This is a genomic window from Citrobacter sp. Cpo065, from assembly GCF_030332805.1.
Classification (GTDB): Bacteria; Pseudomonadota; Gammaproteobacteria; order Enterobacterales; family Enterobacteriaceae; genus Citrobacter; species Citrobacter portucalensis.
The window spans coordinates 801,045-815,526 of the sequence record NZ_JAOWHC010000034.1; the positions used below are offsets into that span (position 1 = coordinate 801,045).

Sequence of the window (14,482 nt, forward strand, 5' to 3'; positions counted from 1 at the left end):
CCGATTACTCGTCTTCGTCGTGAGCGGGTTGTTCTTTAACAATGCGAACTAAATCCACACGATAGTCATTCGCTTCGACAATCGTAATGCTCAGCGGTGCAACCTCGATAACATCACCTACGCGTGGAATATGGCCGTTAGCCGCAATGACTAAACCTGCCACCGTGGCGATATCTTCGTCTTCATTCACTAACGTATCCACGTCCAGCGCCTGTTGCAACGCATGCAGATCGGTACCGCCTTTGACCAACCAACCACCTGCATCAGCAATAATTTCAGGTGTTTCATCGGCATCCGGGAATTCACCGGCAATGGCTTCTAATACGTCCAGCGGCGTGACCAGACCCTGTACTACGCCAAACTCGTTAGTGACGATAACGAAGCTACCGCGGGCACGACGCAGTACGCCTAACAGATTGATCGGATCCAGCGTCTCCGGAACAACAATAGCCGGAGAAGCAGAGGCAATCGCCGCCACATCCACACCGTCTTCCAGCGCCACCAGCAGCTCTTTAGCACGCACGATACCGATGATTTCATCCAGTTCGCCACGACACACCGGGAACAGGCTGTGAGGTGAAGAGAGCAACTGCTCGCGAATTTCTGCCACGCTCAGGTCGGCATCAACCCAGCTGATTTCACCACGAGGCGTCATAATCCCGCGTAACGAACGCGACGCCAGGGAGAGGACGCCGTTGATCATATAGCGTTCTTCTTCCACAAACGCGCCTTCCGGGACAGGAACAGGCACCGGGTTATCGGATTCCATCTGCACGCTGGCCTGACGTTTACCGCCCATCAGACGCAGGATTGCATCGGCAGTACGTGCACGCAGCGGCAGCGTCGACTGGTGGCGAATAAAGTTACGACGGGCAATCTGGTTAAACAACTCGATGATGATCGAGAAACCAATCGCCGCATACAGATAACCTTTCGGAATATGGAAGCCAAACCCTTCGGCAACCAGGCTCAGACCAATCATCAACAGGAAGCTCAGACATAGCACCACCACCGTCGGGTGTTGGTTCACAAATCGTGTCAGCGGCTTAGAGGCCAGCAGCATCACGGCCATGGCAATCACTACTGCCGCCATCATCACTGGCAGATGGTTGACCATGCCGACCGCCGTAATCACGGCATCCAGCGAGAACACCGCATCGAGGATGACAATCTGCGTTACGACAACCCAAAAGCTCGCATACCCTTTCGTCTGGCCGGTATCATGTTCACGGTTTTCCAGCCGCTCATGCAGCTCTGTCGTAGCCTTGAACAAGAGGAAAATACCCCCCAGCAGCATAATCAGATCGCGCCCCGAGAACGCATAGTCCATTACCGTGAACAGCGGCTTTGTCAGCGTCACCATCCACGAAATCACGGACAACAAGCCCAGACGCATAATCAGTGCCAGTGACAAACCGATTAAACGCGCTTTATCACGCTGTTTCGGCGGCAGCTTATCAGCCAGGATCGCAATGAAGACCAGGTTATCAATACCCAGAACAATTTCGAGAACGACAAGCGTGAGCAAACCCACCCAAATCTGCGGGTCCATTAATAATTCCATGACAAGCTCCTGCTTAAGGAATGACCAAACTGCGCGCTGAGGATCTCAGGCGTTAAAGCGATATGCAGAGAAAATTTGTGGCAAAAAGTGCCAATCTGACAGGCTTGATACGGCCTGAAGGTGAAATGACGTCGGTGACGATCCATATGGTGGGCTACTGCCCTATACTCCTGAGTAATTAAACAGATGCTAAACATAACAGAGAGAAGCTGTTTTTAGCAAAGATTTACCTTCCTTTGCAATAAGTTGTTTCGGAGATATTTTACCCTTCGAAATTTCTTTTAATCGGAAGTTAAATTACGGATCTTCATCACATAAAATATTTTTTTCGATATCTAAAATAATTCACGAAAATCATAGGTTTTTCTTTGTAACCCTTATCTGAATCGATTCGATTGCGGACGACGATTCAAATACATCTTCACGTTGATGTGTTAACGATAATAAAGGAGGTAGCAAGTGACCATTGCTATTGTAATAGGCACACATGGTTGGGCTGCAGAGCAGTTACTTAAGACGGCAGAGATGCTGTTAGGCGAGCAGGAAAACGTCGGCTGGATCGATTTCGTTCCAGGCGAAAATGCTGAAACGCTGATCGAAAAGTACAACGCTCAGTTGGCAAAACTCGATACCAGTAAAGGCGTGCTGTTTCTCGTTGACACATGGGGAGGCAGCCCGTTTAACGCTGCGAGCCGCATTGTCGTCGATAAAGAGCATTACGAAGTAATCGCCGGTGTGAACATTCCCATGCTGGTTGAGACCTTCATGGCGCGTGATGACAACCCAAGCTTTGATGAGTTAGTGGCACTGGCCGTTGAAACCGGTAGCGAAGGCGTGAAAGCGCTGAAAGCAAAACCGGTGGAAAAAGCCGCTCCTGCCCCCGTCGCGGCACCGAAAGCAGCAACCCCCGCGAAACCGATGGGTCCGAACGATTATATGCAGATCGGCCTGGCGCGTATTGATGACCGCTTAATCCATGGTCAGGTGGCAACTCGCTGGACCAAAGAAACCAACGTAACGCGCATTATCGTCGTCAGTGATGAAGTTGCCGCCGATACCGTGCGTAAAACGCTGCTGACTCAGGTAGCACCTCCGGGTGTGACGGCGCATGTGGTTGATGTCGCGAAAATGATCCGCGTCTACAACAACCCGAAATATGCAGGTGAGCGTGTGATGCTGTTGTTCACCAACCCAACCGACGTAGAACGTATCGTTGAAGGTGGTGTGAAAATTACCTCCGTGAACATTGGCGGTATGGCTTTCCGTCAGGGTAAAACGCAGGTAAACAACGCAATTTCTGTCGATGACAAAGACATCGAAGCCTTCAAGAAACTCAACGAACGCGGTATTGAGCTTGAGGCCCGTAAGGTTTCTACCGATCAGAAACTGAAAATGATGGATTTGATTGCCAAGGTGAAATAATTCCCTGGCATTTACTTAGTTTTCACACTTAAGTCTGTATAGCAATAGGAGAAGTACAATGGAGATTACCACTCTTCAGATTGTGCTGGTGTTCATCGTCGCATGTATCGCGGGTATGGAGTCGGTACTCGATGAATTTCAGTTCCACCGTCCGTTGGTGGCCTGTACGCTGATTGGTGCCGTTCTTGGGGATATGAAAACCGGTATTATCATCGGTGGTACCCTGGAAATGATCGCCCTGGGCTGGATGAACATCGGTGCTGCGGTTGCACCAGATGCCGCACTGGCCTCAATTATCTCTACCGTTCTGGTTATCGCGGGTCATCAAAGCATTGGTGCCGGTATCGCGCTGGCTATCCCACTGGCAGCAGCAGGCCAGGTACTGACCATTATCGTTCGTACAATCACCGTAGCATTCCAGCACGCAGCGGATAAGGCAGCCGAAAACGGTAACCTGACTGCGCTCTCCTGGCTGCACGTATCCTCGCTGTTCCTGCAGGCTATGCGTATCGCTATCCCGGCGGTAATCGTAGCGATTTCTGTTGGTACCAGTGAAGTTCAGAGCATGCTTAACGCCATTCCGGAAGTCGTAACCGGTGGTCTGAACATCGCAGGCGGTATGATCGTAGTGGTTGGTTATGCGATGGTCATCAACATGATGCGCGCAGGCTATCTGATGCCATTCTTCTACCTCGGCTTCGTCACCGCGGCATTTACTAACTTCAACCTGGTTGCTCTGGGTGTGATTGGCGCAGTCATGGCCATCCTCTACATTCAGCTGAGCCCGAAATATAATCGCGTAGCCGGTGCACCTGCTGCGGCGGCTGGCAATAACGATCTCGATAACGAACTGGACTAGCAGGTGAGCGAAATGGTTGATATGACTAAAACTACCACCGAGAAAAAACTCACTCCGAGTGACATTCGTGGCGTGTTCATTCGTTCTAACCTGTTTCAGGGTTCATGGAACTTCGAACGTATGCAGGCGCTGGGTTTCTGTTTCTCCATGGTACCGGCTATCCGCCGCTTGTACCCGGAAAACAACGATGCACGTAAGCAAGCGATTAAGCGTCACCTGGAATTCTTTAACACCCATCCGTACGTAGCGGCTCCAGTACTGGGCGTTACGCTGGCAATGGAAGAACAGCGTGCAAACGGCGCAGAGATTGACGATGGTGCCATCAACGGTATCAAAGTTGGTCTGATGGGTCCGCTGGCAGGCGTCGGTGACCCGATCTTCTGGGGCACCGTACGTCCGGTCTTCGCCGCACTCGGCGCAGGTATCGCGATGAGCGGCAGCCTGCTGGGGCCACTGCTGTTCTTCATCCTGTTTAACCTGGTTCGTCTGGCAACCCGCTACTACGGTGTGGCATATGGCTACCGTAAAGGTGTCGATATCGTTAAAGATATGGGCGGCGGCTTCCTGCAGAAACTGACCGAGGGGGCGTCAATCCTCGGCCTGTTTGTCATGGGGGCATTGGTTAACAAGTGGACGCACGTAAACATCCCGCTGGTGGTTTCCACTATCACCGGTCAGGATGGTCAGACTCGTGTTACCACCGTGCAGACTATCCTTGACCAGCTGATGCCGGGTCTGGTTCCTCTGCTGCTGACATTCGCCTGTATGTGGCTGCTGCGTAAGAAAGTGAACCCGCTGTGGATCATCGTTGGCTTCTTCGTCATCGGTATCGCGGGCTACGCTGTCGGACTGCTCGGCCTGTAAGACTGTTGTACATCACCGGGGGCTTGCCCCCGGTTTTTCTATTTAGAGGGTTGAGGATTCATGACTATCACGGACCTGGTGCTGGTTCTATTTATCTTTTCGCTGCTGGCGTATGCCATTTACGATCAGTTCATCATGCCCCGCCGTAATGGCCCTACTCTGCTTACTGTCTCCCTGCTTCCCCGCAGCAGAGTTGACAGCGTTATCTTCCTTGGCTTGGTAGCTATTCTTATCTACAACAACATCACCAGCCACGGCGCGCAATTTACCACATGGTTATTATGTGCACTGGTATTGATGGGGTTGTATCTGTTCTGGATCCGTACGCCAAAAATCATCTTCAAGCAGAAAGGTTTTTTCTTCGCCAACGTCTGGATTGAATATAACCGCATTAAAGAGATGAATTTATCTGAAGACGGTGTATTAGTGATGCAATTAGAACATCGAAGATTGTTGATCCGCGTACGAAATATAGACGATCTTGAGAAGATATATAAACTTTTAATTTCAAATCAATAGGTTACAAATATAGCCTGAACTATGTTTTTTATATATCAGTATAAAAACAAACATAGCCAAGGCTATATTTAACTGTCCACAATGTTATTTATTTTAACGTTTTCTTTATAAATAAATCTAAATGAAAATCGTTTTCAATTAGAAGTCAAATATTATTTCTGCGTTTCTTGTTTTATATTCTCAAAATATGTTAAGGTTGCGCCCGTCGTTGGGGAGTAGCCGATTTCCAGACTCCGGAAATGTACGCGTCAACATACTCGTTGAAAAACGTGGCGCGTACGGACTGAATTTACAGGTTCAGTCAGGCGAGACCATAGGCACATCAACTGCAATGCATATCTGAATGGCGCTGTATTTACAGTGATTCCGGCCTGTATGCATGGTTACTGGGGGCAGTGATGTGTTTTATGGATACCCCGGTCAGGACGCTGTTATGAATCTCACCGCTACCGTTCTTCTCGCTTTCGGCATGTCGATGGATGCTTTCGCTGCATCAATTGGCAAAGGTGCCACCCTGCATAAACCCAAATTTTCTGAAGCATTGCGCACAGGTCTGATATTCGGCGCAGTTGAAACGCTTACGCCGCTGATTGGCTGGGGCATGGGTATGTTGGCCAGCAAATTCGTGCTGGAGTGGAATCATTGGATCGCCTTCATTCTGCTGATCTTTTTAGGCGGGCGAATGATAATCGAAGGTTTTCGCGATAACGGTGATGAGGATGAAGAACCGCAGCGCCGTCATGGTTTCTGGCTGCTGGTTACCACCGCCATTGCCACCAGTCTCGACGCAATGGCCGTCGGGGTGGGTCTGGCTTTCCTGCAGGTCAATATTATTGCCACTGCGCTGGCCATCGGCTGCGCCACATTGATTATGTCCACGCTCGGCATGATGATTGGTCGTTTCATTGGCCCGATGCTGGGCAAACGAGCAGAAATTTTGGGTGGGGTGGTGCTGATTGGTATCGGTGCCCAGATCCTCTGGGCACACTTCCACGGTTAATTCAGACGCTGCCAGACATGAATACTAAAGTCGGTCTGGCAGTCAAACGTCTTTTTCTCCGCTAACGTTTCCCACACCTCCGGCTTTGCCCGCCAGGCGAACGGCGTCATTTGCAGTAACGCAACGGCCTCGCTGCCCTGAAGCTGCATCTGATACCCCAGCGCAATACTCTGTTGCAGAACAAAACCGTCCAGTTGCTCTGTGTGCGGCGCATGCAAACGCACCTCATCATAAATAAGCCCTTTCAGTTCCATTAAATGACGCGGTCCCGGCGTGGCGGTGATAACCCATCCCCCCGGTTTAACCACGCGTGCCAGCTCTTGCGCTTTACAGGGCGCGTAGATCCTGATGATGGCATCCATTGACTCATCTGCGAACGGCAGACGATGACTGGAGGCAACGCAAAAGGTCACCTGCGGATAGCGTCTGGCTGCAGCTTTAATTGCCACTTTGGAGACGTCAAGACCAAAGGTTGTACAACCCGTCAGGGCGTCGGCAAACGCATGGGTGTAATACCCTTCCCCACAGCCAATATCCAGGATCGCTGCATCTTCTGAAGTCGACTTCTCTTTCAGCACATTCACAATCGCATCACGCAACGGTTGATAGTGCCCGGCATCAAGAAATGCCCGTCGCGCCTGCATCATCTCAGCGCTGTCACCCGGATCGCGCGATCGTTTATGCTGAACCGGCAGTAAGTTGACATACCCTTCTTTCGCCACGTCAAACTGGTGCCGCCCGGGGCAGACAAAACTGTTATTCGCTTGAGTAAGAGGCTGGTGGCAAAGAGGACAGGAAAACGACATGACAACTCCGGCAGGTGACTTAAGGGCGCAAGTGTAACGCGAATTGCGCCCTGGGAAAATAACTTACAACGACGGCGAGGATACGTTGCTGCCGTGCATCACCAGCAGATGATCGGAGTCAGCAGGCATACCATCCGGTTTAACGTTCTCCAGACGCAGGACATCACCCATTATCTGGCTGAAGACAGGCGCAGAGACAGCCCCACCATAATAAGCACCGTTTTGCGGATTATTGATGACGACCACCAGTGCAAATTTCGGGTCGCTCGCTGGCGCAACGCCTGCCGTGTAGGCCACGTATTTATCGACATACTTACCGTCATCACCAATTTTCTTTGCCGTTCCTGTTTTAACCGCCACGCGATAATCCCTGACCGCGGCTTTAGTTCCCCCACCACCGGGTAACGCAACGCTTTCCATCATATGTTCAACCTGGTGAACCAGCGCCTCCGGCATCACTCTGGTACCGATTACCGGCGGGTCAATACGGGTAATCGAAAGGGGCCGATAGATACCAAAACTACCAATGGTTGCATATACGTGCGCCAACTGCAGCGGCGTTACCATTAACCCATAACCAAATGCAAAGGTCGCGCGATCCAAATCGCTCCAGTAGCGGCGCTGAGGCATCAAACCGCTGCTTTCACCGGTTAATCCCAGTCCGGTTGGATCGCCAAAACCAAAGCTTTTATAGGTATCCAGCAATTTTTGGACAGGCATAGCCAATGAAAGGTGCGACACGCCGGTATCGCTCGATTTCTGTAAAATCCCGGTAAGCGACAGTTCCGGGTAAAACCCGACATCGCGAATGCGATGTCCATCAAGGTAAAAAGGATGGGTATCAATCACGCTGTCGGGTTGTACTATCCCCTGCTGGAGTGCAGTCATGATCACCAGCGGTTTAACGGTTGAACCGGGTTCAAACGTATCGCTAATTGCACGGTTACGAAAATCATCCAGTACCGCGCCATCACGATTATTGGGGTTGAAGTCAGGAAAGCTCGCCATGGACAGTATTTCACCGGTAGCAATGTTGACCAGCACTGCGGCTCCTGATTCTGCTTTATTCCACGTAACGGCATTGTCCAACGCATCTTCGGTGACCGTCTGCAGACGCTCGTCGATGCTGAGCTGTAATTCGTGTGCAGGTACAGGCGTAACTTCGGTGATATTTTCGATGACATGGCCAAATTTGTCTTTACGTACCAGACGGGAGCCAGGTTTACCCATCAGCTGGTTATTAAAGCTCTTTTCCAGCCCTTCAATGCCTTGTCCATCAATGTTGGTAAAACCAATGAGATTCGCCGCTACGTGGCCTGCGGGATAGAACCGGCGGGATTCCTCGCGCAGGTTGATGCCCGGGAGATTAAGATCATCGACCCACTCAGCCTGCTGAGGGGAAATTTGTCGTGCCAGATAAATAAAACGTCCGCCAGGATTACTGTTAACGCGTTCCGCCAGCGTACTCAGTGACAAATGCAGAGTCCTTGCCAGAGCCTGCCAGCGTTCGTTGTAACCCACGCCTCCCTTGCTGATGATGGTCTTAGGATCGGCCCATACGGCGTTAACCGGAACACTTACCGCCAGCGGTCGCCCTTCTCTGTCGGTAATCATCCCGCGCGGCGAGGCAATAGTTACCTCACGTAACGAACGCATGTCTTCCTGTTTCACCAGACTCGTCGGCGTGACAATTTGCAGCCACGCAACCCGACCCAGCAGCAATCCCAGACTCAATAATATTGCCACACAAAGCAGGGCAAAACGTACGGGAGTAAAATTGCGCGCGTCGCCGTCGTTTTTCTTTTTCACCTGGTCTCCAGCAAGATAGTTTTTCAGGTGTCTGATTTAACGAGAAATGTCGTAAGAAAGCGGGGAAAACTATGCTACGAACATCACGCCTTTGCAACAAAGCGCTAATGGAAGGGCATTTAGAAATATTTAGACGTATTTTGAATTAAAAAGCCCCGCATAGGCGAGGCTTTATATCTGAAATGGTTGCGCATATGCGCTTCAAATCAGTGGTGTCGATCAGATAGCTGTTACGTTAACAGCAGCCGGACCTTTCTGGCCGTCCTGAATTTCGAACTCAACGTTCTGGCCTTCAGCCAGAGTTTTGAAGCCGTTACCCTGGATAGCGGAGAAGTGTACGAACACGTCTTTGCTGCCATCAGCCGGAGTAATGAAACCAAAACCTTTAGACTCGTTGAACCACTTAACTTGACCTTTAATCTTTGCCATTTGCAAAATTCCTTAGAGTATTTTCTTCGCCCGCAGGCATAACATAGATAAAACTGAGACATTACTGCTTGAGGCACTAATATAAGGTTCGGCAGAGAAGCGGTATTCAACGTCAACGTGTTTACTCAGGACTTCTTTACTGAAAATGCCACACATAAACAGAACTGTACCTCGTTTAACCCAAAACGTGTTATCACATACAACGTTAATAATGGCAAGCCATTTTTAAACGTGTCTCGATCGGTCGCACAAATCCCGTCGTTCATCAAACAGCAACTGCACAGTTATGCGCCACACCGAGTAGTGTTATATTCCCGCCGCTCGCCCCATCCCCCGCCTGGCTTGCACCATAGCCGGGACATTTCTACCATAGCTCAATAGCTTCGGTTGTTCCAGATTAGCTGTTACAGGGTGTGCCGGATATCATTTTTTATGCTTAGTAATGCATAAAATGTCACAAGCGTAAAAATGAGATCCGCCTTCTGCTTTTGCACCAAAATAATGAAAGAATGATGACAATGCACAAAAAAAGTAAGAGAAACGTTTCGCTGTTAATAAAACGATCGCTATCACAAAAATGACATAATCATATTTTTATCGTATGGGAAATTATATTTATATCAGACTGGGGATAAGATATTAATTGGTTGGAGCATCTGAAAATACTGAGTTTACACGCGTATCAGAGTGCTAATTACACGACATATACAGAAGAAAATAATCTGGCACGTTGGTGACAGGATGAAACATCTGAGAACAAAAGCAACAGATCCTCACCCTGTCATACCGTTTTTACCGCTCAGCTACCAGGCGGATGATGTCACCATCTTCATCCTTCGCTGTGACCGCAGCAGGCTCTGCTGCTTTTTCAGGTTCGTTAGCTTCGCAAAGGCGACGGAGCAATGCGTTCTGTCTTTTTTGCTGATCTAACAATGCTTCAAGCAGCTCAATCTGCTCATTAGTACGCGAACTTGCCCGATTGACGAAAAACCACAGTACAAGCCCGACAACCAGAATCACCACCGATACAGCCAAAGACGCCAAACTCAACGCGCCAGAATTCAAAACTTCGTTCATTTCACCACCTCAATGTAGACAGCGTAGTTTACCACTGCCGCACAAGAAGGTAATCAACTGTGGCAAAAATGCGCTTACCAGGGAATAAATTTATTGATGGCACAAATACCGCTGAAAAATTGTACATCCTGATCGCACATGATGTTGAACACTTGCGCCCACATCAGTATGCATACCAGCACGACAACTATCAGCACTACCCAGCGAATTTTTTTCACTCCAGCTCCACTCTTCGAATCTACATCTTATGTCTATAAATTATCATGCGTTACCTAAACCCAGCGTTAACTGTATCGGCATTCAATCTTTTTAGGAATGATTCACTTGTTTCATCCCATGTACAGGCTAATCTAATAATAACGAGAAAAGATAAGAGGTTGTAATGCGTCTGATAATCCGCGCTATTGTGTTGTTAGTTCTGGTTTGGATCGGTTTATTACTGAGCGGCTACGGAATTTTGATTGGAAGTAAGGAGAATGCAGCGGGTCTGGGCTTGCAATGCCAATATCTGACCGCCCGCGGAACCAGCACCGCACAATACGTCCACACAAACAGCGGTATCATTGGCCTGTCGGATTGCCCTTTGTTAAGAAAAAGTACGGTCATTATTGATAACGGTTAATATAGCAACAATACATACGCTACGTTATTTGCACCAACTAACGTTATGACTGTTCATAAAAAACCCCAGATACAAAAATATCTGGGGTTTTTAAGTTGACGCTATTACGCCAGATTAGAACGGATAATCGTTATAACCCATTTGTTCTGAAATTTTACGCGCAGCCGTATGCAGCATCGCCACATACTCGTGCAAACGTTCCTCTGAGAAACGCAGCGTCGGGAATGAAATACTCAAGCCTGCAATCACCACACCGAAACGGTCAAACACCGGCACACCGATGCAGCGCAGACCTTCTTCCTGTTCTTCGTTGTCTTCACCGTAGCCCTGCTCACGGACTTTATCCAGCAGTACCAGCAATTCATCAGTATTGGTAATAGTACGGTCGGTACTGCGTTTGTACTCAATACCATCCAGAATTTGCTTCACTTCATCGCGGTCACGCCATGCCAGCAGAACTTTACCGATAGCCGTGCTGTACAGTGGATTACGGCGACCTACGCGAGAATACATGCGCAGATTGTACATGGAGTCGATTTTATGAATGTAGACGATGCTGTCTTCATCCAGTGCGCCAAGGTGTACTGTCTCTTTGGTCAGGCGCGAAAGTTCGCGCATCTGAATATCAGCGCTACGGATAAGATCGACGTTTTGTAACGCGCGAGCACCCAGCTCGAATAGTTTCAGGGTCAGTGAGTATTTCTCAGACTCCCCTTCTTGTGCCACATAGCCCAGCGTTTTCATGGTCTGCAAAAAGCGATAAACGGTGCTTTTCGACATCATGACGCGTTGCGACAACTCGGTAATACCAATTTCGCGCTCTTCACCCAGCGCCTGCAGGATGCCAAAAACCTTCAGCACGGAAGATACAGAATCAGGTTGTTTATCCAGATCTGCGATTGCCATTTATCACCCCTTTCGAGTGTTTTATAAAAATCAGAACCGGTTTTTATTATAATTTCACGTATCAGCCCTCGCAATCGCTCTTTGCTTACTTAGTTACAAATCTGCGACCTAACGCCTGAATATCAATGCTAAAATTATTATTCTCATCATAAATTCCGACAATATTGACTTCCTATGGAAAAAACTCAGACCGATGGTCTGCCATTGCCTCAGCGATACGGCGCAATTTTAACCATTGTTATTGGCATCTCTATGGCAGTACTCGACGGCGCAATAGCGAACGTTGCCCTCCCCACTATCGCCACCGATCTTCAGGCCTCACCCGCCAGCTCAATCTGGATTGTGAACGCCTACCAAATTGCGATCGTTGTTTCGCTGTTATCGCTCTCTTTTTTAGGTGATATGTTTGGCTACCGACGCATTTATAAGTGTGGTCTGGTCGTGTTTCTGTTCGCGTCGCTATTTTGTGCCTTGTCAGACTCGCTGCATATGCTGACGTTAGCGCGCGTGGCTCAGGGGTTTGGCGGCGCGGCGCTGATGAGCGTTAATACGGCATTGATCCGACTCATTTATCCTCAGCGCCAGCTTGGCCGCGGAATGGGTATTAACTCCTTTATCGTGGCTGTATCCTCGGCAGCGGGTCCGACTATTGCGGCGGCTATTCTTTCTATTGCCTCGTGGAAATGGCTATTCCTGATTAACGTTCCACTGGGGATCATCGCCCTGCTACTGGCTATGCGTTTTTTGCCACCCAATTCATCACGTGGCAATAAACCGCGCTTCGATCTGCCCAGCGCAGTGATGAACGCCTTAACATTCGGTTTGTTAATCACGGCACTCAGCGGATTTGCGCAGGGACAGTCGCTAAAACTGATTGGTGCTGAACTTGTGGGGCTGCTCGTGGTAGGGTTTTTCTTTATCCGCCGCCAACTCGCATTGCCAGTACCGTTATTACCGGTTGATCTGCTACGCATTCCGCTGTTTTCACTCTCTATTTGTACTTCAATCTGTTCATTCAGCGCACAGATGCTGGCGATGGTTTCTCTCCCCTTTTTCATGCAAACGGTTCTCGGGCGCAGCGAGGTTGAAACGGGCCTGCTGCTGACGCCGTGGCCGCTGGCAACCATGGTGATGGCCCCACTGGCGGGATATTTGATTGAACGTGTTCATGCGGGTCTGCTGGGCGCGCTGGGCATGGCAGTAATGGCGTGTGGGCTGTTTTCGCTGGTGTTGCTGCCCGCATCACCTTCTGATTTTAATATCATCTGGCCAATGATTTTGTGCGGTGCGGGTTTTGGCTTGTTCCAGTCACCGAATAATCACACCATCATCACCTCCGCGCCGCGTGATCGTAGCGGAGGCGCGAGCGGTATGCTTGGAACGGCGCGTTTACTGGGCCAGAGTACCGGGGCCGCACTGGTTGCGCTGATGCTAAATCAGTTTGGCGACAGCGGAACACACGTTTCGCTGATAACAGCGGGTATTCTGGCTTCGCTAGCCGCAATCGTGAGTGGCTTACGTATCACACAACCGCGAGTTCAGGCATAAAAAAAGCGCGTCTGTCGACGCGCTTTTTATTTTAAGTCTGCTGCCAATTATTTCAGGTATTCACCGCTGCGCAGCGCTTCAATACGTTTGTCCAACGGCGGGTGAGTCATAAACAGCTCACTCAACGATTTGGATTTACCGTTGATGCAGAACGCCATCATGCTGGTCGCTTCCTGCGGCTCATAGCTGGTTTTCAGGCGCTGTAGCGCGGCGATCATTTTTTCACGACCCACCAGTTTCGCTGAGCCTGCATCCGCATGGAATTCACGATGACGTGAGAACCACATCGTAATAATGCTCGCCAGAATACCAAATACCAGCTCCAGTACCGTCGCTACCGCAAAGTAGATTAATGGGTTACCGTTGCTACCCTCTCCCTCATCGCGGTTGCCGCCCATAAACCCAGCGGCAATCTGCGCCAGAATACGTGAGATAAAGATAACGAAAGTGTTCACCACACCCTGAATTAACGTCATGGTAACCATATCGCCATTAGCAATGTGGCTGATCTCATGCGCGATAACCGCTTCGGCTTCATCCGGACTCATGTTTTGCAACAGGCCAGTACTTACAGCCACCAGCGAGGCATCCCGGCGCGCACCGGTAGCAAACGCGTTAATATCTGGCGCATGGTAGATTGCAACCTGCGGCATAGCGATCCCGGCCTGGCGGGCCTGGTTCGCGACTGTATTCATCAGCCAGCGTTCTCTTTCATTGCGAGGCTGTTCGATCACTTCCCCGCCAACGGACTTTAACGCCATCCATTTGGACATCAGCAGCGAAATGAAGGAACCACCAAAACCAAACAGCAGTGCCATGATCAACAAGCCTTGAACGCTGCTTGACTGAATCCCTGTCAGGCTCAATACCAGCCCGAAAACGACCATCACAGCCAGGTTCGTCAGCAGGAAGAGCGCGATTCGCATCATAATTTTCTTTTAACCTCAATTTAACAAAACGCACTATGCGATTACCCATATCGTATGGGTCTTATGACTATTTTCAAGCATCCATAGGTGCTAAGTCACCAGAAAGACACAACTTTACATTTTATCGT

The 14,482-nt window shown here is 49.6% G+C and carries 17 protein-coding genes and 1 riboswitch; of the genes, 7 read left to right on the plus strand and 10 right to left on the minus strand.

The genetic code is table 11. The features are described 5' to 3' along the window. Window positions 1-4: 4 nt before the first annotated feature. Window positions 5-1,564, minus strand: coding sequence for a CNNM family cation transport protein YoaE (gene yoaE / locus OGY68_RS20045; RefSeq protein ID WP_008785026.1), 1,560 nt, complete (start codon window positions 1,562-1,564; stop codon window positions 5-7). After that, on the minus strand, window positions 1,552-1,761 hold the full coding sequence (locus OGY68_RS22990) for a protein YoaL (protein WP_008785027.1): 210 nt from the start codon (window positions 1,759-1,761) through the stop codon (window positions 1,552-1,554). Before OGY68_RS22990 ends, yoaE begins: the two co-directional genes overlap by 13 nt. Before the next feature lie 262 nt (window positions 1,762-2,023). Here OGY68_RS22990 and manX point away from each other — a divergent pair, with 262 nt between their 5' ends. The 5 genes from manX (at window position 2,024) to mntP (ending at window position 6,228) form a co-directional block, all read left to right on the plus strand. Continuing rightward, window positions 2,024-2,986 (plus strand): PTS mannose transporter subunit IIAB, encoded by a 963-nt coding sequence (manX, locus tag OGY68_RS20050; RefSeq protein ID WP_003833768.1) that lies wholly within the window; start codon window positions 2,024-2,026, stop codon window positions 2,984-2,986. A 58-nt stretch (window positions 2,987-3,044) separates the two neighbouring features. Beyond that, complete coding sequence (locus OGY68_RS20055) at window positions 3,045-3,845, plus strand: PTS mannose/fructose/sorbose transporter subunit IIC (RefSeq protein WP_003021004.1); 801 nt, start codon at window positions 3,045-3,047, stop codon at window positions 3,843-3,845. Between the two features lie 12 nt (window positions 3,846-3,857). Then, window positions 3,858-4,709, plus strand: a complete 852-nt coding sequence (locus OGY68_RS20060; protein WP_003833769.1) for a PTS mannose transporter subunit IID — start codon at window positions 3,858-3,860, stop codon at window positions 4,707-4,709. Window positions 4,710-4,769: 60 nt separating this feature from the next. Continuing rightward, complete coding sequence (locus OGY68_RS20065; RefSeq protein ID WP_032943762.1) at window positions 4,770-5,228, plus strand: DUF986 family protein; 459 nt, start codon at window positions 4,770-4,772, stop codon at window positions 5,226-5,228. Window positions 5,229-5,426: 198 nt separating this feature from the next. Further along, a riboswitch (yybP-ykoY riboswitch) is annotated at window positions 5,427-5,531 on the plus strand. 130 nt (window positions 5,532-5,661) lie between these two features. Then, window positions 5,662-6,228: a manganese efflux pump MntP gene (mntP, locus tag OGY68_RS20070; protein WP_020996621.1), complete on the plus strand. Its 567-nt coding sequence runs from the start codon at window positions 5,662-5,664 to the stop codon at window positions 6,226-6,228. On the opposite strand, the gene rlmA is transcribed toward mntP, so the two are convergent. From rlmA to mgrB, 6 genes are all read right to left on the minus strand, one after another. Then, complete coding sequence (gene rlmA / locus OGY68_RS20075) at window positions 6,225-7,034, minus strand: 23S rRNA (guanine(745)-N(1))-methyltransferase (RefSeq protein WP_008785031.1); 810 nt, start codon at window positions 7,032-7,034, stop codon at window positions 6,225-6,227. The two genes, mntP and rlmA, sit on opposite strands and share 4 nt — an antisense overlap. A 63-nt stretch (window positions 7,035-7,097) precedes the next feature. After that, window positions 7,098-8,843, minus strand: a complete 1,746-nt coding sequence (gene ftsI2, locus OGY68_RS20080; RefSeq protein ID WP_003833773.1) for a peptidoglycan DD-transpeptidase FtsI2/PBP3(PARA) — start codon at window positions 8,841-8,843, stop codon at window positions 7,098-7,100. Window positions 8,844-9,062: 219 nt separating this feature from the next. Continuing rightward, the gene (cspE, locus tag OGY68_RS20085) at window positions 9,063-9,272 is read right to left on the minus strand and encodes a transcription antiterminator/RNA stability regulator CspE (protein ID WP_001062678.1); all 210 of its coding nucleotides are present in this window, start codon (window positions 9,270-9,272) and stop codon (window positions 9,063-9,065) included. Between the two features lie 12 nt (window positions 9,273-9,284). Further along, window positions 9,285-9,428: a DUF2627 domain-containing protein gene (locus OGY68_RS20090; protein ID WP_003034983.1), complete on the minus strand. Its 144-nt coding sequence runs from the start codon at window positions 9,426-9,428 to the stop codon at window positions 9,285-9,287. A 636-nt stretch (window positions 9,429-10,064) separates the two neighbouring features. After that, window positions 10,065-10,349: a YebO family protein gene (locus OGY68_RS20095; RefSeq protein ID WP_057066814.1), complete on the minus strand. Its 285-nt coding sequence runs from the start codon at window positions 10,347-10,349 to the stop codon at window positions 10,065-10,067. Between the two features lie 74 nt (window positions 10,350-10,423). After that, window positions 10,424-10,567: a PhoP/PhoQ regulatory lipoprotein MgrB gene (mgrB, locus tag OGY68_RS20100; RefSeq protein ID WP_003034977.1), complete on the minus strand. Its 144-nt coding sequence runs from the start codon at window positions 10,565-10,567 to the stop codon at window positions 10,424-10,426. A gap of 164 nt (window positions 10,568-10,731) precedes the next feature. Here mgrB and OGY68_RS20105 point away from each other — a divergent pair, with 164 nt between their 5' ends. Beyond that, a complete protein-coding gene (locus tag OGY68_RS20105; RefSeq protein WP_286617448.1) occupies window positions 10,732-10,971 on the plus strand; it encodes a YobH family protein in 240 nt (79 codons plus the stop codon). Window positions 10,972-11,085: 114 nt separating this feature from the next. Here the strand turns inward: OGY68_RS20105 and kdgR are convergent, their stop codons facing one another. Continuing rightward, window positions 11,086-11,877: a DNA-binding transcriptional regulator KdgR gene (gene kdgR / locus OGY68_RS20110; RefSeq protein ID WP_003833778.1), complete on the minus strand. Its 792-nt coding sequence runs from the start codon at window positions 11,875-11,877 to the stop codon at window positions 11,086-11,088. A gap of 174 nt (window positions 11,878-12,051) precedes the next feature. Here kdgR and OGY68_RS20115 point away from each other — a divergent pair, with 174 nt between their 5' ends. After that, window positions 12,052-13,425, plus strand: coding sequence for an MFS transporter (locus OGY68_RS20115; RefSeq protein ID WP_286580110.1), 1,374 nt, complete (start codon window positions 12,052-12,054; stop codon window positions 13,423-13,425). A gap of 47 nt (window positions 13,426-13,472) precedes the next feature. Here OGY68_RS20115 and htpX read toward each other — a convergent pair whose 3' ends face one another. Continuing rightward, window positions 13,473-14,354, minus strand: coding sequence for a protease HtpX (gene htpX / locus OGY68_RS20120; RefSeq protein ID WP_003034964.1), 882 nt, complete (start codon window positions 14,352-14,354; stop codon window positions 13,473-13,475). Window positions 14,355-14,482: the final 128 nt, after the last annotated feature.